The sequence below is a fragment of the Bradyrhizobium sp. BLXBL-01 genome (genome assembly GCF_051853025.1).
Lineage (GTDB): Bacteria > Pseudomonadota > Alphaproteobacteria > Rhizobiales > Xanthobacteraceae > Bradyrhizobium.
Genome location: NZ_CP182471.1, coordinates 953464 through 971191 on the forward strand (window position 1 = coordinate 953464; position 17728 = coordinate 971191).

19 protein-coding genes are annotated in these 17728 nt (G+C 65.6%); 14 read left to right on the forward strand and 5 right to left on the reverse strand.

Translation table 11 applies throughout. The features are described 5' to 3' along the window. Window positions 1–9: 9 nt before the first annotated feature. The 5 genes from ACNJYA_RS04435 to ACNJYA_RS04455 all read left to right on the forward strand — a co-directional run bounded on the left by ACNJYA_RS04435 (window position 10) and on the right by ACNJYA_RS04455 (window position 5167). Window positions 10–618, forward strand: a complete 609-nt coding sequence (locus ACNJYA_RS04435) for a TetR/AcrR family transcriptional regulator (protein ID WP_260381881.1) — start codon at window positions 10–12, stop codon at window positions 616–618. 45 nt (window positions 619–663) lie between these two features. Further along, window positions 664–1113: a MarR family winged helix-turn-helix transcriptional regulator gene (locus tag ACNJYA_RS04440; protein ID WP_172785194.1), complete on the forward strand. Its 450-nt coding sequence runs from the start codon at window positions 664–666 to the stop codon at window positions 1111–1113. Window positions 1114–1127: 14 nt separating this feature from the next. Beyond that, entirely contained in the window at window positions 1128–1898 is a 771-nt protein-coding gene (locus ACNJYA_RS04445; RefSeq protein WP_439402100.1) for an enoyl-CoA hydratase, read from the forward strand. Between the two features lie 121 nt (window positions 1899–2019). Continuing rightward, the gene (locus ACNJYA_RS04450) at window positions 2020–4101 is read left to right on the forward strand and encodes a methyl-accepting chemotaxis protein (protein ID WP_439402101.1); all 2082 of its coding nucleotides are present in this window, start codon (window positions 2020–2022) and stop codon (window positions 4099–4101) included. A 127-nt stretch (window positions 4102–4228) separates the two neighbouring features. After that, window positions 4229–5167 (forward strand): dihydrodipicolinate synthase family protein, encoded by a 939-nt coding sequence (locus ACNJYA_RS04455; RefSeq protein WP_439402102.1) that lies wholly within the window; start codon window positions 4229–4231, stop codon window positions 5165–5167. Between the two features lie 236 nt (window positions 5168–5403). Here ACNJYA_RS04455 and ACNJYA_RS04460 read toward each other — a convergent pair whose 3' ends face one another. After that, on the reverse strand, window positions 5404–5550 hold the full coding sequence (locus ACNJYA_RS04460) for a hypothetical protein (RefSeq protein WP_172785190.1): 147 nt from the start codon (window positions 5548–5550) through the stop codon (window positions 5404–5406). 48 nt (window positions 5551–5598) lie between these two features. Between ACNJYA_RS04460 and ACNJYA_RS04465 the strand changes: the two genes are divergently transcribed. Both ACNJYA_RS04465 and ACNJYA_RS04470 read left to right on the forward strand, forming a co-directional pair. Then, complete coding sequence (locus tag ACNJYA_RS04465; protein ID WP_439402103.1) at window positions 5599–6999, forward strand: selenium-binding protein SBP56-related protein; 1401 nt, start codon at window positions 5599–5601, stop codon at window positions 6997–6999. 83 nt (window positions 7000–7082) lie between these two features. After that, window positions 7083–7670 carry a hypothetical protein gene (locus tag ACNJYA_RS04470; RefSeq protein WP_210268235.1) on the forward strand — a complete coding sequence of 196 codons (588 nt, stop codon included), beginning with the start codon at window positions 7083–7085 and terminating at the stop codon, window positions 7668–7670. A gap of 129 nt (window positions 7671–7799) precedes the next feature. On the opposite strand, the gene ACNJYA_RS04475 is transcribed toward ACNJYA_RS04470, so the two are convergent. Genes ACNJYA_RS04475 through ACNJYA_RS04485 form a run of 3 tightly spaced genes read right to left on the reverse strand, consistent with a single transcriptional unit; the run spans window position 7800 to window position 10378 of the window. Beyond that, window positions 7800–8498 (reverse strand): DUF1045 domain-containing protein, encoded by a 699-nt coding sequence (locus ACNJYA_RS04475; RefSeq protein ID WP_439402104.1) that lies wholly within the window; start codon window positions 8496–8498, stop codon window positions 7800–7802. A gap of 18 nt (window positions 8499–8516) precedes the next feature. Further along, a complete protein-coding gene (locus tag ACNJYA_RS04480; protein WP_439402105.1) occupies window positions 8517–9710 on the reverse strand; it encodes an alpha-D-ribose 1-methylphosphonate 5-triphosphate diphosphatase in 1194 nt (397 codons plus the stop codon). Then, the gene (locus ACNJYA_RS04485) at window positions 9707–10378 is read right to left on the reverse strand and encodes a chloramphenicol acetyltransferase (RefSeq protein WP_439402106.1); all 672 of its coding nucleotides are present in this window, start codon (window positions 10376–10378) and stop codon (window positions 9707–9709) included. Before ACNJYA_RS04485 ends, ACNJYA_RS04480 begins: the two co-directional genes overlap by 4 nt. Window positions 10379–10553: 175 nt before the next feature. Between ACNJYA_RS04485 and phnC the strand changes: the two genes are divergently transcribed. From phnC to ACNJYA_RS04510, 5 genes are all read left to right on the forward strand, one after another. Next, window positions 10554–11363 carry a phosphonate ABC transporter ATP-binding protein gene (phnC, locus tag ACNJYA_RS04490; RefSeq protein ID WP_439402107.1) on the forward strand — a complete coding sequence of 270 codons (810 nt, stop codon included), beginning with the start codon at window positions 10554–10556 and terminating at the stop codon, window positions 11361–11363. A gap of 66 nt (window positions 11364–11429) precedes the next feature. Beyond that, window positions 11430–12365 carry a phosphonate ABC transporter substrate-binding protein gene (phnD, locus tag ACNJYA_RS04495; protein ID WP_172785183.1) on the forward strand — a complete coding sequence of 312 codons (936 nt, stop codon included), beginning with the start codon at window positions 11430–11432 and terminating at the stop codon, window positions 12363–12365. A gap of 73 nt (window positions 12366–12438) precedes the next feature. Beyond that, window positions 12439–13323, forward strand: a complete 885-nt coding sequence (phnE, locus tag ACNJYA_RS04500; RefSeq protein ID WP_172785182.1) for a phosphonate ABC transporter, permease protein PhnE — start codon at window positions 12439–12441, stop codon at window positions 13321–13323. After that, window positions 13320–14168, forward strand: coding sequence for a phosphonate ABC transporter, permease protein PhnE (gene phnE, locus ACNJYA_RS04505; RefSeq protein ID WP_212259533.1), 849 nt, complete (start codon window positions 13320–13322; stop codon window positions 14166–14168). The genes phnE (ACNJYA_RS04500) and phnE (ACNJYA_RS04505) overlap by 4 nt, the downstream gene beginning before the upstream one ends. Window positions 14169–14339: 171 nt before the next feature. Next, entirely contained in the window at window positions 14340–15668 is a 1329-nt protein-coding gene (locus tag ACNJYA_RS04510; protein WP_212257604.1) for an IS1182 family transposase, read from the forward strand. Between the two features lie 121 nt (window positions 15669–15789). Here ACNJYA_RS04510 and phnF read toward each other — a convergent pair whose 3' ends face one another. Continuing rightward, the gene (gene phnF, locus ACNJYA_RS04515) at window positions 15790–16518 is read right to left on the reverse strand and encodes a phosphonate metabolism transcriptional regulator PhnF (protein WP_172785180.1); all 729 of its coding nucleotides are present in this window, start codon (window positions 16516–16518) and stop codon (window positions 15790–15792) included. Between the two features lie 119 nt (window positions 16519–16637). Between phnF and phnG the strand changes: the two genes are divergently transcribed. Together phnG and phnH are read left to right on the forward strand one after the other, a co-directional pair. Continuing rightward, on the forward strand, window positions 16638–17114 hold the full coding sequence (gene phnG, locus ACNJYA_RS04520; protein ID WP_439402108.1) for a phosphonate C-P lyase system protein PhnG: 477 nt from the start codon (window positions 16638–16640) through the stop codon (window positions 17112–17114). Window positions 17115–17118: 4 nt separating this feature from the next. Continuing rightward, window positions 17119–17727, forward strand: a complete 609-nt coding sequence (gene phnH, locus ACNJYA_RS04525) for a phosphonate C-P lyase system protein PhnH (protein ID WP_439402109.1) — start codon at window positions 17119–17121, stop codon at window positions 17725–17727. Window position 17728: the final 1 nt, after the last annotated feature.

The window sequence follows — 17728 nt, forward strand, 5'->3', positions numbered from 1 at the left end:
CGGCCACCAGTGCGCACCGACGACGAGACGAAGCGCATCGTCATCGAGGCGGCACGGCACGCCTTCGCAGTCGATGGCTACGCAGCAACCAGCACCGAAGAACTGGCGCGTGGCGCCGGCATCTCCACCAAGACTCTCTATCGGCTGTTTCCGGGCAAGGCAGCGCTGTTCGAGGCGATGTGCGCGGACCGGCTCGATCGGTTGCTCTCCGACGTCAATCTTCAGGCCGACAATCAGGCCGACGTCGAGACGAGTCTGGCTGCCGTGCTTGTCGCCTGTGCCGATCTCGCGCTCGATCCGGAGGTCGTGGCACTCCAGCGTATGGTACTGCAGCAATCGGCCACGTTCCCCGACCTTGCCGCGAATTTCTACAGGGATGGCATCTCCCGTACCGTGGCGGCGCTCGCGGGCTGGCTTCGCGATCAAGTCAGGAAGAAGCGCATCGCGCTCGATAACGTCGATGAAGCCGCCGGAATGATGATAGGCATGATGGTGTCGGCGCCGCAGCGCGCGGCGATCTACGCCAGCCTGGCACTGCCCTCGCGCAAGGAGATCGAGAGGCGGGCGCAGACATGCGCCGCAATTCTGCTCGACGGTTGTCGCGCCGCGTCGGCCTAGCGGCCCTGATTTGACAATCGGGATCCGTTGGGCTAGATATTTCGTATGCGAAATAATGGAGCCGCAGCGAAGCACCATCGGCTGATCTATTTGTTGAACGTCGCCCAGCGCCGTTTGCAGCGCTGGATGGCCGCGCAGCCTTCGAGCGAGGTGACGCCGGCGCAGGCGGGGTTGTTGTTCATCCTCGGCCGGCAGGACGGCATTCTGATGGGCGAGGCGGGTGCGGCACTCGATCTCGGGCCGGCCGGGATTTCCGGTCTCGTCGATCGCAGCGCAGCGGCGCGGCTGGTCGAGCGGCGGGCCGACCGCGAGGATGGCCGCGCCTTTCGCATCTGGTTGACGCCGAAGGGGCGCACCGCGCTGGCGCAGGCGAAGACTGGCGCGGCCGAGATCAATGCGGCGCTGACGGAGGGATTCACGGCCGCGGAGATCGACATCGTCGCGCGCTGGCTGACGAGCATTCAGGACAAGTTTCCAAGAAGTTCAGACGACTAACACGGAGCAGACCAATGACCGAGCACGTCCGGATCGAGAAAAACAACGGAATTCTCACCCTCACCTTGGCGCGTCCCGACAAGAAGAACGCGCTGACCGATGCGATGTACGGCAAGCTCGCCGACACGATCGAATCCGCCGAGCGCGACCCGTCCGCCCGCGTGATCCTGATCCGCGGCGAGGGCGACATGTTCACCGCCGGCAACGACGTCGGCGAGTTCGCGGCCGTCGCGGCCGGCAAGTCCGAGGGCAGCCGCAACGTGGTGCGCTTCATCCAGTCGCTGGCGCGCTGCACCCGGCCGCTGGTCGCGGCCGTGCAGGGCCGCGCCGTCGGCGTCGGCACCACGATGCTGCTGCATTGCGACCTCGTCGTGCTCGCCGACAACGCGCAATTGTCGACGCCCTTCGTCAGCCTCGCGCTGGTGCCGGAAGCCGCCTCCAGCCTGTTGATGCCGGCGCGCATCGGCTATGCCCGCGCCTATGAGATGTTCGCGCTCGGCGAGACCGTGCCGGCCAAGTCCGCGCTGGAATGGGGCCTCGCCAACCGCGTGGTGCCGCTGGACAAGCTCGATGCCGAGGCGCTTGCGCTGGCGCAGCGTCTCGCCCGCCAGCCGGCCGGGGCCCTCATCGCCACCAAGCGGCTGATGCGCAACGGCGAGGCGCTGGTCGCGCAGATGCAGGCCGAAGGCGAGCAGTTCGCGCAGCGCCTGCGTACCGCCGAAGCACGCGAGGCGTTTACGGCGTTTGCGGAGCGCCGCCCGCCGGATTTCACGAAGGTGGCGTGAGCCGGCTGCCCCGGACAGGGCCGGCAACTCCGGGGCGCTTATCATTTGATATAAACCTTAACGAAACTTTGGCATGTGGCCGTGCAAGGTGACCGCTCTCGGCGAGCGGGTCTTTGGGTCCATGTCCATTTTTAAGAAATCGGTAAGCACGCTTCTCCTGGTTCTGATGACGCTGTTGGCGGCCGGCGCGCTGACCAGCACGGCCATCCAGATGGTCGGGGCTTTCGGCCGCTATAGCGACAGTCTGGAGACCGAGCGGCTCGCGAATGCCGACAAGTCGATCTTCCACGGCGTGGTTGCCCTGCGCAGCAATCGCGGCGATGCCCAGAGCGCGCTGCTCGGCGAGGACGATCCGCGCGCCAAGCTCGGCGCCGCCGAGAAAGCCGAGCAGGCCGGTTTTGACGCCATCGGCGCTGCGCTCTCCACCGTCGAATTCGCGGCGCGCGACGAGCTCGCCAGCACGCTGAAGCAGCGCTGGAGTGAGGCCGCACCAAAATTCCAGTTGTTCTACGACGAGGCCAAGCTGCCGCGCGCCGAGCGCAAGCTGGAGCGCACCGCACCCTGGTACGATGCGGTCACCAAGGTGATCGAGACCGCCAATCTCGCCTCCACCGCGGTGTCGAACCGCGCCTGGATGAACGATCCTTACATCGCCCGCATGATCCAGGCCCGCCGCCTCGCCTGGCAGGTGCGCGACCGCTACGGCATCCAGTGCTCGACCCTGCGGCCGAACGTCAACGCCAGCAAGCCGCTCGACGACACCCAGAAGCAGACCGTGGCCGGATGGAACGGCGTCGTGACCGCCGGGTGGACCGGCATGGAGGAGCTCCTGGCTGCGCCTGACGTGCCGGCCGAACTCGTCAACACGGCCAAGGATGCGAGGGCCAAGACTGACGGCGCCCTCAAGCAGATCGGCGAGCTCACCAAGGGCTTCGACGGCAGCGGCCGGCCCGCGATGCCCGCCTCGGAATGGAACGCATTGTGCCAGTCCCCCTTCGCGTCCATCGTCGCGGTCGCGAGCAAGGCGCTCGACCTGTCGATCGCGCGCGCTGAGGCGGTCCAGGCCAAAGCGTTGACCAATCTCATCGTGCAATCCTTCGCGTTCCTGCTCGCGCTGGCCGTGACCCTCGCCGGCGTGTTCGTGGTGCGCAATCGCCTGATGCGGCCGGTGCGCGCCATCCTCGACGCCATCGCCCGCATCAGCGCCCGCGACTATGCGACGCCGGTGCCGCAATCGCGGCATCCCGACGAGTTCGGCACCATGGCGGCTGCGCTCGAAAGCCTGCGCGAGAGCGCGGCGACCGCGGAGCGGCTCGGCCGCGAACGCGAATCGCAGCAGGCGCTTCAGCTCGCCCGCTCCGGCACCGTCGATGCCGCCTGCCGCAGCTTCGACGATACGGTGCAGGCCGTTATCCAGAGCGTTGCGGCCTCGACGCGCGAGCTCGACGCCACCGCAAGCGGCGTGCGCTCGCTGGTCTCGGAATCGAGCAACCAGACCGCGGCGGTCTCCTCCGCCGCCGAGCAGGCCACCAACAATCTCGAGACCATTGCCGCCGCGACCGAGGAGCTCTCCGCTTCCGTGGGAGAGATCTCCGCGCAGGTGCAGTCGAGCGCGCGCGAGGCCCGCGAGGCCGTGGCCCAGGCCGAGCAGACCAATGCGACGGTCGAGATCCTCGATCAGACGGCCAGCCGCATCGGCGAGGTCGTGAAGATGATCAACGCGATCGCCGCCCAGACCAATCTGCTGGCATTGAACGCCACCATCGAGGCCGCGCGCGCGGGCGAGGCCGGCCGCGGCTTCGCCGTGGTCGCGGGCGAGGTCAAGAGCCTCGCGACGCAAACCGCGACCGCGACGGAAGAGATCTCGCGCCAGGTCGAGGAGATCCAGGGCGCGACCGGCCAGGCGGTCGCCGCGATCCGGTCGATTGGCGGGGCCATCGGTGGCATCGACGAGAAGATGACGGCGATTGCCGCCGCGGTCGAAGAGCAGCGCGCGGCGACGACGGAAATCTCGCGCAACTTCCAGCAGGCGGCCCAGGGCACCCGCGAGGTCACCGACACGATCGGCAGCGTCGCCAGGCTCAACCAGGAGACCGGCAATGCCGGGACCGTGCTGTCGGAGTCCGTCAAGAAGATGTCGGCGGATGCCGATCGTCTTCGCGTCGCCGTCGAGGGCTTCCTGGGCGCCGTGAAGAGCGCCTGATTTTCGTACTCTTTCCATCGGGCGTCGCGCGGGCATTGCCGCAGCCCGGCACTGCGGGTACATCTGTGCCGCCTCGCTCCCGCGAGCGCAGCGACAGACGCAAGACACATCAGGGATGGAGAGTTCGATGCCGGTCACCCCACACAAGGCCCAACGCCCTTATCGCGGCGTGTTCCCGGTCGCGCCCACCATCTTCGACGAGCGCGGCGAGCTCGACCTCGAGGGCCAGCGCCGTTGCATCGACTTCATGATCGATGCCGGCTCGCACGGCATTTGCATCCTCGCCAATTTCTCCGAGCAGTTCGTGCTTACCGATGTCGAGCGCGAGACGGTGATGCACACGGTGCTGGAGCATGTGGCCGGCCGGGTTCCCGTGATCGTCACCACCACGCATTTCAGCTCGGCCGTGTGCGCGGCGCGCAGCAAACAGGCCGAGGCGGCCGGCGCCGCCATGGTGATGGTGATGCCGCCCTATCACGGCGCGACCTTCCGCGTCCCCGAGAAAGGCATCGTCGAATTCTTCAAGGTGCTCTCCGGGGCGATCAATATCCCGATCATGATCCAGGACGCGCCGGTGGCCGGCACGCCGCTGTCGGTCGAGTTGCTGGCGCGGCTGTCGCGCGAGTTTGCCAACATCCGCTATTTCAAGATCGAGGTGCCGGGCGCGGCCTCGAAACTCCGCAGCCTGATCGAGGCGGGCGGCAAGGACATCGAAGGTCCCTGGGACGGCGAGGAGGCAATCACGCTGCTCGCCGATCTCGACGCCGGCGCCACCGGCGCCATGACCGGCGGCGGTTATCCCGACGGCATCCGCCAGATCATCGATCCCTATTTCGCCGGCGATCGCGAGAAGGCGAAGGCCGCCTACGAGCGCTGGCTGCCGCTGATCAACTACGAGAACCGCCAATGCGGCCTGATCGCCTGCAAGGCCATGATGCAGGCCGGCGGCGTGATCAAGTCGGAGGCGGTGCGCCATCCGCTGCAGCCGCTGCATCCGGCAACGCGGGCGGGTCTGCTGGAACTGGCCAAGGAGCGCGACGCACTGGCGCTCAGGTGGGGGAAGTAGAGCCACATACCCCGCGGCCGTGGGGTGGGCAAAGCGAAGCGTGCCCACCACCTGTTGCCATCGCGAAAGTTGGTGGGCACGGCGCAAGCGCGCCTTTGCCCACCCTACGAAGGCTGCGCTGGGGGAAATAGGTCTCTCCCCGTCATTGCGAGGAGCGAAGCGACGAAGCAATCCAGACTGTTTCCGCGGAGACAGTCTGGATTGCTTCGCTTCGCTCCTCGCAATGACGGGGGCGCTCATTTCGCCTGAAGGCGTCGAATTAACGCAATTCCGCCAGTTTCCGCCGGCCCGGCGATGGCATATTGTACGCCCGCCAACCGGCCCTGCGGAGAATCCCAGGCATCGCGCAACAAGACATCGCGCAACAGCTCTTCTTTTGCCACGATCCCGAGCCAGGTTGGTGCAAACCGACAGAACAGGGAGGCAGTGCCATGACGATGAGGCCGGATCCCACCTTTCACGCATCGCCCAAGCTTGCGATGGAAGCGCCTGCGGAGAACTTTGCTTACACCTTGCTGCTCAGTCCGGATTTCTCAAAGCCGGACGCTCTCGCGGTCATCGACGTCAAGCCGGGATCGCCGACCTATAGCCAGATCGTCCATACCGTCACGATGCCCAACAAGGGCGATGAGTTTCATCACTTCGGCTGGAATGCCTGCTCCTCCGCTCTGTCGCCGCTCGCCGGACACGCCTTCATCGAGCGGCGCTATCTCATCATCCCAGGGCTGCGTTCGTCGCGGATCTACGTCATCGATACCAAGCCCGATCCGACCCAAGCCAAGATCCACAAGATCATCGAACCAGAGGAGGTCTTCAGGAAGACCGGCTACTCACGGCCGCACACGATCCATTGCGGGCCGGACGGCATTTACGTGAGCACGCTGGGCGGCGGCGGCAAGGACGGCACCAACGGACCTCCGGGCGTCTTCATCATGGATTGCGAGACGTTCGAGGTCCTTGGACGATGGGAGATCGACCGTGGCCCGCAGACGCTGCATTATGATTTCTGGTGGAATCTGCCGCGCGACTACATGGTGACGAGCGAATGGGCGTTGCCGCCGCAGTTCGAGAACGGGATCGTCCCGGAAGATCTGCTTGCGAACAAATATGGCCATCGTCTCCACTTCTGGGACCTTCGCGCCCGCCGCAACGTCCAGACCATCGACCTCGGCGCCAATCATCAGATGGCGCTGGAGGTGCGGCCGGCGCACGATCCGGTTCGCGAGTACGGGTTCGTCGGCGTGGTGGTCGACACCACCAACCTCGAAGCATCGATCTGGACCTGGTGGCGCGAGGATGGAAAATTCCATGCCGAGAAGACGGCGACGATTCCTCCTGAACCCGCGCCCAAGGAGAAGCTGCCGCCGCTGCTGCAGGGATTTGGCGCCGTGCCGCCGCTGGTGACGGACATCGACCTGTCGATGGACGACCGGTTTCTCTATGTCTCGTGCTGGGGCACGGGTGAAATGCGCCAGTACGACGTCAGCGATCCCAGAAAGCCGAAGCTTGCGGGCTCAGTCCACATCGGCGGTATCGCGCGGCGCACGCCCCATCCGAACGGCAAGGCCTTTGCGGCAGGTCCGCAGATGGTCGAGATCAGCCGCGACGGCCGGCGCGTGTACTGGACCAATTCGCTCTATTCCACCTGGGACGACCAGTTCTATCCCGACGGGGTTCCGGGCGTGGAAGTCATGGCCAATGTCGGTCGCAACGGTGGCCTCGAGCTCGACAAGAACTATTTCGTGAGTTTCCCCGACGGATATCGTGCGCACCAGATCAGGCTCGAGGGCGGCGACTGTTCGACGGACTCCTTTTGCTACCCGTCGGTCTAGATGGGACGCATGCGAGCCCGGCCCTTGGCTGGCTGTGGCTCGCGCTTGTTGCGAGCGGCCTCTACCACGGGGTCAATCCGGGAATGGGATGGCCGCTCGCCGTTTCGGCCGGGCTCATGGACAAGAGCCCGCGCGCGCTCTTCCGTGCATTATGGGCTCTGGCGGCCGGGCATCTGCTGGCAACACTTCTCGTGTTGCTGCCGTTCGCCTTCCTGCTCGTGCTGGCCGCGTGGCAGCGTCCGATCCAGATCGGTGCGAGCCTTCTCGTCATCGGCTTTGGCGTCTATCGGCTGATCGACCGGCGTCATCCGCGCACGCTGGCACGAATTCCGCCGACGCAGTTGGCGCTCTGGTCATTTGCCGTCGCCATCGCTCACGGCGCCGCCCTGATGCTCGTGCCGATCTATCTCGGGCTCTGCAAGGCCTTCGATCTCGATGCCGGCCATGAGGCGGCGGGCGCGCTGATGAAGGCAAATCTCGGGATGGCGGTGCTGGTGTCCCTGGTGCACGTTGCCGCCATGGTCGGCGCCGGCGGATGTCTGGCGTGGCTGGTCTACCGCCATCTGGGATTGAGGTTCGTCTCGCGAAGCTGGTTCAACCTGGATGCAGTCTGGGCGACCAGCCTCGTTGTGGTTGGCGCGGTGGCGCTCGCTTTCAATCTTGCGAGCTAGCGCTAATTTGGTTGAGTATGTCTTTCAAACGTCATTGCGAGCGAAGCGAAGCAATCCAGATTTTCCCTCTGGAAACAGTCCGGATTGCTTCGTCGCTTCGCTCCTCGCAATGACGGAGGACGTGGTGAACTATCTTGCCAGAGCCCACTCGCCGGTGATGCGAAATCTTGCCTTGGCATCATGCTGCTTGAACAGCGCGATGCGGTCGACCGTCAGCGCGTCGAGCTGCAGCGCCGCAAAATGCTCCCGCAGCATCTGCAGGATCGGCCCGCGCCGTTCCGCATCCAGGCGCCCCGTCAGCGTCATGTGGAAGCGGAATTCTTCCATCACGTAGGGATAGCCCCAGCGGTCGAGATAGTCCCGCTGCCGCTCGCTGAGCTTCTCCGGCTTGCGCCGGACGCGATCTTCCGCCGTCAGCGCGGCGCGAAACGGGTCGAACTCGCGAACGCAATCGGCGGCAAGCTGCTGCAGAGCTTCGACCGGCGCGGCCGGAATAACAGCAATGAAGCCGCTGATGGAATCCACAATTGGCGAGATCACGGGATGCGGCCGCGCCTCGGCGGCGAAGGCCGCGCAGGCAGCCTTCAGATCGGCTTCGGTCTTGCCAGGCGACAGCGCCATCGGTGCCTTCAGCGTGGCGTGAAAGCCGTATTTGCGGGGATCGGCGCTGACCTCGCGCCAGTCCGGCGCGACATGCAGCGCTTGTCGCGGAAACGGCAGCTCGTCTCCGGTATAGGCGTCATAGCCGAGCAGCTCCGCGCCGAAGCGGGAGAGGGCGCTGTCGCTGCCGGCGGCAAAATAGATCGCGTAGCGGGGGAAACCTGTCATTACCTCAGCATAACCAATTCATGCCGCAACGATAGCCTCGCGCGACGTTGCTGCCGTGGTGAGCAGCCGCGTCGCGTCGGTGAGATGCACGAGCTTGCCGCCTGAGATCACCGCGATCAGCCGCGGCCGCAGCTCCAGGCTGTCGTCGACGAGGAGAATGTCAGCGCGGCGTCCCTCCGCGAGCAGGCCGCGATCGGTGAGGCCGGTTGCGCGCGCCGGGCCGGCGGAGACCAGATCCCAGGCCTGAGCCAGCGGCACCACGCCATCGGCGGCCAGGCGGAACGCGGCGAGCAGCTGCGCCGGATAGTAATAGTCCGACGCCAGCACCGAGCAGAGCCCTTTGGCGATCATGTCGGAGGCCCTGCTCCAGCCGGTGTGGCTGCCGCCCCGCACGACGTTCGGCGCGCCATAGACGATGGCATCGCCGTGGCTGGCCGCAGCCCGCGCCGTTTCCTCGTTGATCGGAAATTCCGCGATCAAGGCGCCGAGCTCGCGAAAGTCCCGGCGCATCGTTGGGCTCGCGTCGTCATGCGAGAGCATCCGCACCTCGGCTGCGCGGGCAAAAGCGGCCAGCCGTGATACCGAAGCCGGCACCTCGGCGGCGCGCGAGACCACACGCTCGACCAGCTTGTCAAAATCCTCGCTCGACAGCCCGGTGCGCTCCACCATGCGGTTGCGCTTGCGCGGCTTGGCCATGTCGGCGACCGTGCCGTCCATGTGATCATTGAAAGCGAACAGGTCGACGCGGCCCTCGCTGAGCCATTGTGCGATCTCGGCCTCGGCATCGAGATTGTAGGTCTCGTGCCGCAGGTGGAAGCGGGTGTCGGCGGCGAATTGCGGGCGCTGCCGCTCGATCGCCTCCATCAGGCCGCGCGCATTGTCGGCGCTGCGCAGGCCCGGCTCCCAGGAGCAGGTCGTGGCGTGAAACACGGTGGTGATGCCATTGCTGATCGCCTGGCGGTCGCTGTCGGCGAGCGCAACGTCGATCGGAAAGTCGACGCCGGCGCGCGGCATCATCTGCCGCTCGAAGGCATCGCCATGCAGATCGACGATGCCGGGCAGCACCAGCAGGTCACGCGCGTCGAGCGCCAGCCGCGCCCGGCCGCGAGAGGCATCGATCGCTGCAATGTCCGTTCCGGAGACGAGAAGAGAGGTTTCGGCGAGCTCGGCGCCGATCAAGGCCCGGCCGCCTTCGATGATTATGTCTGTCACGCGACCGCGCTTCGTTTGCTGGCAGGGGAATTGGCGAGTGAGCTTGCCCGTGCTTCGTATGTCGAGAGGAAATCTTCAATCCCGAGCTTGCGGAAATCGGGCAGCGCCGCGCGCAATTTGTCGTGATCCCAGTCCCACCAGGCAAGCTTTGCAAGGCGTCCGGCGATCTCCTCCGAGAACCGCCGCCGTACGATACGGGCTGGGTTGCCGGCGACGATGGTGTAGGCCGGCACGTCCTTGGTGACGATCGCGCCGGCGGCGATCACCGCGCCGGTGCCGATGTTGCGGCCCGGCAGCACGATCGCGCCATGGCCGATCCAGACGTCATGGCCGATATGAACGTGATGCTGGCGCCGCCAGTCGAAGAACTCGGAATCGTCGCTCTCACCCTCGAAATAGGCGCTGGAGCGGTAGGTGAAGTGCGCCTGCGTGGCGCGATGCATCGGATGGTTGCCGGGATTGATCCGGGTCATCGCCGCGATCGAGCAGAATTTTCCGATGGTGGTGCAAGTGATCTGCGCGTCGTTCACGACATAGGAGTAATCGCCCATCGCCACTTCATGCAGGATGGTGCGGGCGCCGACCTCGGTATAGGCGCCGAGCCTGGTCTCGTGCAGCTTGGCCGAGGGATCGACGGTCGGCTGAACCGAAAGAGCTTTGGCGGCCATGTTGCATCCGAAGTGCGAGGGCGGGGCGTTTTTCTTCGAGCGGCTGGATGACGATGTCATGACAACGAGATGACAGGGGATGACGTGCGTAGGATCGCCGCATCGCAGCGCGTGTGTCACACAAGTGTTAAGCACGGGCGTTAGCGGTTGGCTCCAGCTACTCTGGAGCCCCTGTATGCTGGTGGTTGAAGGCCTGACGTGTCGCTTCGGCGCGAAAGCCGCGGTGGACGACGCTTCGTTTCAAGTTTCCCCCGGCGGCTTCGTCGGTGTGATCGGGCGATCCGGCGCCGGCAAGTCGACATTGCTGCGGACCATCAATCGCCTCGTGACGCCGACCGGGGGACGCATCCTGTTCGACGGCGTCGACGTCACCGTGCTGCGCGGCAAGGAGCTGCGGCAGTGGCGCGCCCGCTCGGCGATGATCTTCCAGCAGTTCAACCTGATCGGTCGGCTCGACGTGCTCACCAATGTCCTGATGGGTCGTCTCGCCACGATGCCCGCCTGGCGCTCGCTGTCGCAGGCCTGGCCCGAGCAGGACAAGGCGCTGGCGATGTCGGCGCTCGAGCAGTTCGACATCGCTTCGCTCGCCGCCCAGCGCGCCGACCAGCTCTCCGGCGGCCAGCAGCAGCGCGTCGCGATCGCCCGCGCGCTGGTGCAGCAGCCCGACATCATCCTCGCCGACGAGCCGATCGCATCGCTCGATCCGCGCAACACCAAGATCGTGATGGATGCGCTTTTGCGCATCAACAAGCATTTCGGCATCACGGTGCTCTGCAACCTGCATTCGCTCGATCTCGCCCGCACCTACTGCGACCGCCTGATCGGCATGGCCGCCGGTCGCGTGGTATTCGACGGCGCGCCGTCCGCGCTGACCGATCACGTCGCGCGCGAGCTGTACGATCTCGAAGCTGCCGACGTCGTGGGTGGCCTGCCTGTCCCGGCGCCCGAGGGCGTGCCGGCGCTCGGAACCGCCGCGGCCGCCTAAAGCCGCATCGCACCTGTTCAATTGCCAGTTTGCGTCAACCGACCCCCAACCGATGAAGAGGGTATCATGATCACTCGCAGATTAATCCTGGCCGGCGCCGCTGCGCTCGCTTTCACCGCCTCCGCCTCGGCCGACGACTGGAAGGCCAAATACCCCGAGCTGACCTTTGCGGTCGTTCCGGCCGAGAACGCGTCGGGCGTCACCGAGCGCTGGGCACCGTTCATGACTTATCTATCGAAAGAACTCGGCGTAAAGGTCACGCTGCGCATCGCCAACGACTATGCCGCGGTGATCGAAGGCCAGCGCGCCGGCAATATCCACATCGCCAGCTACGGCTCGGCCGCGTTCGCGCGTGCCCGCCTGACCGGCGTCAAGTCCGAGGCCTTCGCCAACGACATCAACGCCGACGGCTCGACCGGCTACTATTCCGTGTTCTTCGTCAAGGCAAGCAGCGCCTACAAGAAGATCGACGACCTGAAGGGCAAGAACCTCGGCCTCGTCGACCCGAACTCGACCTCCGGCAACAACGTGCCGCGCTTCGAGCTCGACAAGATGGGCATCCACGATGCCGACGCCTATTTCGGCAAGGTCGTCTTCACCGGCAGCCACGAGAACGCGATGCTGGCGCTGGCGCAGGGCACGGTCGAAGTCGCTGCCAACCAGTGGACCAGCGACGACGATTCCACGCTGGCGCAGATGCTGACCAAGGGGATGCTGAAGAACGCCGACGGCTCGGCGATGAAGAAGGACGATTTCCGCATCATCCACAAATCGGCGCCGATCATCAACGGCCCCTATGCCTACAATTCCGACCTGCCGGAAGACGCCAAGACCGCCATTGCCAAGGCGTTCTTCGACGCGCCGGCCAAGGACAAGGCCGCGTTCGACCGTCTCTCCGACGGCCAGAAGAAGGGCTTTCATCCCGCCACCACCAAGGACTGGGATGGCACGATCGAGCTGATCAAGTTCGTCGACGCACTGCGTAAGAAGAAGGCGTCCTGAGTCTTCGGGACGATGCACCTGAGCCGGGTCCCAAAGACCCGGCTCTTTCTTTGACGGGACCTGTTTCGACCCCATGACGACAGCGGTTTCGATCCTCCCCGAGCAGCAGCTCGCCGCGCTCAACGCTGCCTATCGCCAGGCGGTTTCACGCAGGCGGCTACGTCTCCTGTTGGGAGCGGGCGTGTTTGCCGCCGCGCTGGCTCTCGCCGCGATCGGCGCCGAAGTGAATTTGCGCACGCTGTTCACCTATTTCGGCAACTTCGTCAGCTATTTCGACCGCATCCTCACGCTCGACAGCGGCCAGCGGGTCTGGACCGATGTCGGCGAGTGGTTCTGGGGCTGGCGCAAATGGCTGAAGATGCTGGGTGAGACGCTGCTGATCTCCTATGTCGGCACGCTGATCGGCGCGACCTTCGCCTTCGCCCTCAATTTCTTCGCGGCCGAGAACACCTCGCCCGCGCCCTGGCTGCGCTTTACCGTGCGGCGCCTGCTCGAATTCGCCCGCACCGTTCCCGGCATCGTCTTCGCGCTGGTCTTCGTCATCGCCTTCGGGCTCGGGCCGATGGCGGGCGTGCTGGCGATTGCGATCCACTCCACCGGCGCGCTCGGAAAACTGTTCTCGGAGATCGTCGAGAATGCCGACATGAAGCCGGTCGAGGGCATCCGCTCGACCGGGGCGAGCTGGCTCTCCTGCATGCGCTTCGCCATCGTGCCGCAGGTCACCGCCGGCTACGCCAGCTACGCGCTACTGCGCTTCGAGATCAATGTCCGCGAAGCCTCCGTCATGGGCTTCGTCGGCGCCGGCGGCATCGGCCAGGAGCTCGTCGTCGCGATCCGCAAGTTCTACTATTCGGACGTCAGCGCCATCCTGCTCACCATCATCGTCACGGTCTTCATCATCGACATCACCACCGGCTGGCTGCGCGGCCGCCTGTTCGGCAAGGAGGCGCGGACGTGACGAGGCCGCAGGAGGTCGATACGCGCGAGATGCGTGCACGCTACCCCGATGTGTTCGATCGGCCGGCCTCGGCGCGGCTCGCGACGCCCGCGATGATCGTCGCGGCGTTCGCGATTCTCATCTACGGCCTCGTCGATCTCGATTTCTCGCCGTCGCGCTTCTTCGCCGGCCTTAGCCAGCTCGGCTGGATTAGCCTGATGATGATCCCGCCGGATCCCGGCTCCTCGCTGCCGGTCTATCTGAAGGCGCTCGGGGAGACGCTCTCGATCGCGCTGCTCGGCACCACGCTGGCAGCGGTGTTCGCGCTGCCGGTGAGCTTGCTGGCCGCGCGCAACATCGTGCCGTCGAACATCCTGCGCTTCCCGGTCCGTCGTTTCCTGGATTCGATCCGCGGCGTCGACACCCTGATCTGGGCGCTGGTGTGGATCAACGTCGTCGGCCTCGGCCCGTTCGCCGGCGTGCTCGCCATCGCGGTGTCGGATTTCGGCGCCTTCGGCAAGCTGTTCTCGGAGGCGATCGAGGGCGCCGACCAGAAGCAGGTCGAAGGCATCCGCGCCTCCGGCGGCAGCGCGCTGCACGAGATCCGCTTCGGCCTGCTGCCGCAGGTGCTGCCCGTGATTGCCGGACAGGTGCTCTATTTCATCGAATCCAACACGCGCTCGGCGACCATCATCGGCATCGTCGGCGCCGGCGGCATCGGCCTCCAGCTCGCCGAGCAGATCCGCGTGCTGGAATGGCAGAAAGTGTCGTTCCTGATCCTGATGATCCTGGTCGCGGTCGCCGCGATCGATTTCATCTCGGGCAAGCTGCGCTTTGCGATCATTGGGCGAAGGGCTGTGGCCTGAGCAAAGGTGCCGTAGGGTGGGCAAAGCGAAGCGTGCCCACCACCTCTGACGATCGAGAAAGATCGTGGGCACGGCGCAAGGGCGCCTTTGCCCACCCTACGAGACTGTGAATCTTTTGTACCGCGCGTCAGACGAATGTGATTCTCTGGGCAGACTGATCTGCTGGAGAGGATGATGGCTGACGACGGACTTTTTGGTGAATTGCCGGAGCAGTCGGCACGAACCGAAGCGGTGCCGCAAGGCGCACCTCGGCTGCGCGAGCCTGTGCGCAATCAGGTCGAATTGCGAGCGGTCGATATCGACAGCCTGATCGGGCAGGATCATCCAGCGCGGGTGATCTGGGCTTATGTCGAAGGGCTGGACCTGAGCGAGCTGGAAGATCGCGTCAAGGCACGGGAAAACAGGCCGGGCCATCCGGCGCCATCGCCACGGTTGTTGCTGGCGCTTTGGCTGTACGCCGCGAGCGATGCCGTTGGCAGCGCGCGGGCGCTGGACCGGCTCTGCGACAGCCACGACGTCTACCGCTGGCTCTGCGGTGGCGTGTCGTTGAACCATCACGGGCTGTCGGACTTCCGGGTCGGCTGTGCCGACTTGCTCGACCGTTTGCTGGTTGAACATCTGGTGGCCCTGAACGAGGCAGGGCTGGTCGATCTGGAGAAGCTGACCCAGGACGGGGTGCGGATACGAGCGAATGCCGGGACCGGATCTTTCCGGCGGGAGGCGACGCTGGATCGGCAGATGGCGCAGGCCGAGGCCATTGTGGAAGAGCTCAAGCGCGAGGTCGATGCGGACCCGGAAGCCAGCAATCGGCGGATCCGGGCCGCCAAAGAGCGGGCGGCGCGCGAACGCAGCGAGCGGGTGCAAGCCGCGCAGGCCGCGCTGGCCGAGATCAAGCGCAAGCGAAAACAGCTCGACGACAAGGGCGGCAATGGCAAGAAGCCGAAGGAGCCTCGGGCCTCCACCACCGACCCGCAGGCCAGGGTGATGAAGATGGCCGATGCCGGCTTCCGTCCGGCCTATAATGTGCAGGTGGCTAGCGCGGCTGGCGAACTGATCGTGGTCGCGATCGATGTCGACAACAGCGGCTCAGATCGTGGCTTGATGCGCCCGATGCTGGAGCGAACGCGCGCTCGGCTGAAGCGCTTGCCACGCCGCTACCTCGCCGATGGCGGGTTCTGCACTGGCGACGACATCGAATGGGCGCATGGCGAGGGCATCGAGGTTTACTGTCCACCGCCCCAATCCAGGAGCGGTGTCGATCCCTTCTTACCCCGGAGCAGCGACGGTCCTGGCATAGCGGCCTGGCGTGCTCGCATGGCCAGCGAAGCCGGCAAGGCACAGTACCAGGCCCGTACCATCTGCGAATGCATCCATGCCCGCTGGCGCAACTGGGACCTCAGGCAACTGACCGTGCGCGGCATCGAGAAGGTCCGTGCCGTCGTGCTCTGGTACGCCCTCACCAACAACATCCTGCAAGGGCATCGTCTCGCAAAAGCATAGATAACCAACAGCCTGACGCCGCCGGCTTCCCCCATCAAGGGGCGATACCACCCCTTGATGCCGAAGCCGAAACAAAACGAATTGGCTCACAGGCTCTACGGGTCCGGTGTCGTGGAGAGAGCTACGACTCCACCAAAAACTCCACCCGCTCCGCCGCAAACCGCGAATGCTTGGTCACCAGCGGCCTGCCCGTGAGATCGTGGTCGGTGGCGTCCACCACCAGGATCGGCCGCCCCAGCGCTAGATCGAGACGTGCCGCATCGGTCGCGTCCACGATGCCCGCGGTGATTCGGGTTGCGCCGCGGCGATAGTCGCGGACGCCGAAATGCTCCAGCAGCTTCGTCATCGAGCGCGTCGCCGCGAACACGGCGCCGGCACCCGGGAACAGGTCCGCCGACAGCCAGGTCGTGGAAACGCAAATCGGCGTACGGTCGGCAAGGCGGATCGCTTCGATTCGCACTAGGGGCGCGCCGGTCTTTAGTCCCAGCTCCCGCGCGAGCTCGCGCGTCGCGACGTCATCGGTCGCCTCGATCAGCCGGCCATGCGGCTCGCGGCCATCCGCGCCGACGATCTCTGAGAAGCGCGTGCGCGAGCGCAAGGGATAAGCGAGCTTCTGTGCCTCGACATAGGTTCCGCTGCCGCGCTCCGCGCGCACCAGGCCGCGCTCGGCAAGTGCCGCGAGCGCGCGCCGTACGGTGTGGCGGTTGACGCGATAGGTTTCGGCGATCTCCATCTCGCCCGGCAATTTGTCGCCGGCCGCAAAGCGGCCGTCGGCGATGCCGCGCTCGATGCCGTCGGCAACGAGGCGCCATAGCGCGACGCCCGACGAGGCTGTGTCCTGCATGCTCATGTCGCGGGAAACCTACTCCAGAAATCACAGCATTGTCACGAAACAGTCATGGCGCGTCCTTATGAAGTTGTCTATTATCATAGACAACTTCGATGCGGCAAGTTCTGTCAAAATGTTCGGTGGACCAGGTGACCCAGCACAATGACCAGCAAGCGCAGCGCAAGGCCGCAATGGCGGTGCTGGCGCACGCGGAGGCGGGCGAGATCGCCGCTCGCCTCCGCAACTTGGCCTCGGACCTGCCTTTGCCGGACCATCAGGATCTGCGCACGCCGGAGAACGGCCTCGTCATGCTGCGCGGCCGGGTCGGCGGCGACGGCGCGCCGTTCAATCTCGGCGAAGCCACGGTGTCGCGCGCCGCGGTGCGGCTTGCGAGCGGCGAGGTCGGGTTCGGCTACACGCTCGGCCGCGACGGTGAGAAGGCGCGGCTGATCGCGCTGTGCGATGCGCTGGTGCAGTCCCGCGATTTCGGCGGAGCGGTGGAGCGCGACGTTATCGCGCCGTTGCGCGAGCAGCTTATGGTCAGGCGCAAACAGGCGGCGGAAGAGACCGCCGCGACGAAGGTTGATTTCTACACCATGGTGCGCGGTGAGGGGTGAGATCATGACCACGATTGCGGAACTGCCGCCGGGGTTCGCCGACAAGGTGCTGTCGGCGCAATCGACCTTTCGCTCGGTCATGGATGCCATGGCGCGGCCGGGCTCGGTTCAGCGCATCGTGCCGATGGCGGGGGCGCCTGATACGATGATGCGCGGCACCGCCGCGATCGCGCTGACGCTGTTCGATCACGACACGCCGCTCTGGCTCGATGCGCGGATGGCGGAGAGCGCGGACGTGACGAAGTGGCTCAAGTTCCACACCGGCGCGCCGGTCGTGCAGGATTCATCCATCGCCTCGTTCGCGCTCATCGGCGACGGCGGTGCGCTGCCTTCGCTCGAGCGCTTCGCGCTCGGCACGAGCGAGTATCCGGACCGTTCGACGACCGTGATCATCCAGGTCGACAGCCTCGCCACCGGGCGCAGCTTCGAGCTGCGCGGGCCCGGCATCGATGGGACCGCCACGCTGCAGGCGTCGATCAAGCCTTTCGACCTGTTCGAGCGCCTGCATATGAACGAAGCGCTGTTTCCGCGCGGTATCGATGTGGTGCTGGTCGCCGATGACGCCGTGGTCGCGATCCCGCGCACCACGCGCGTCGTGAGCAAGGGAAGCTAGA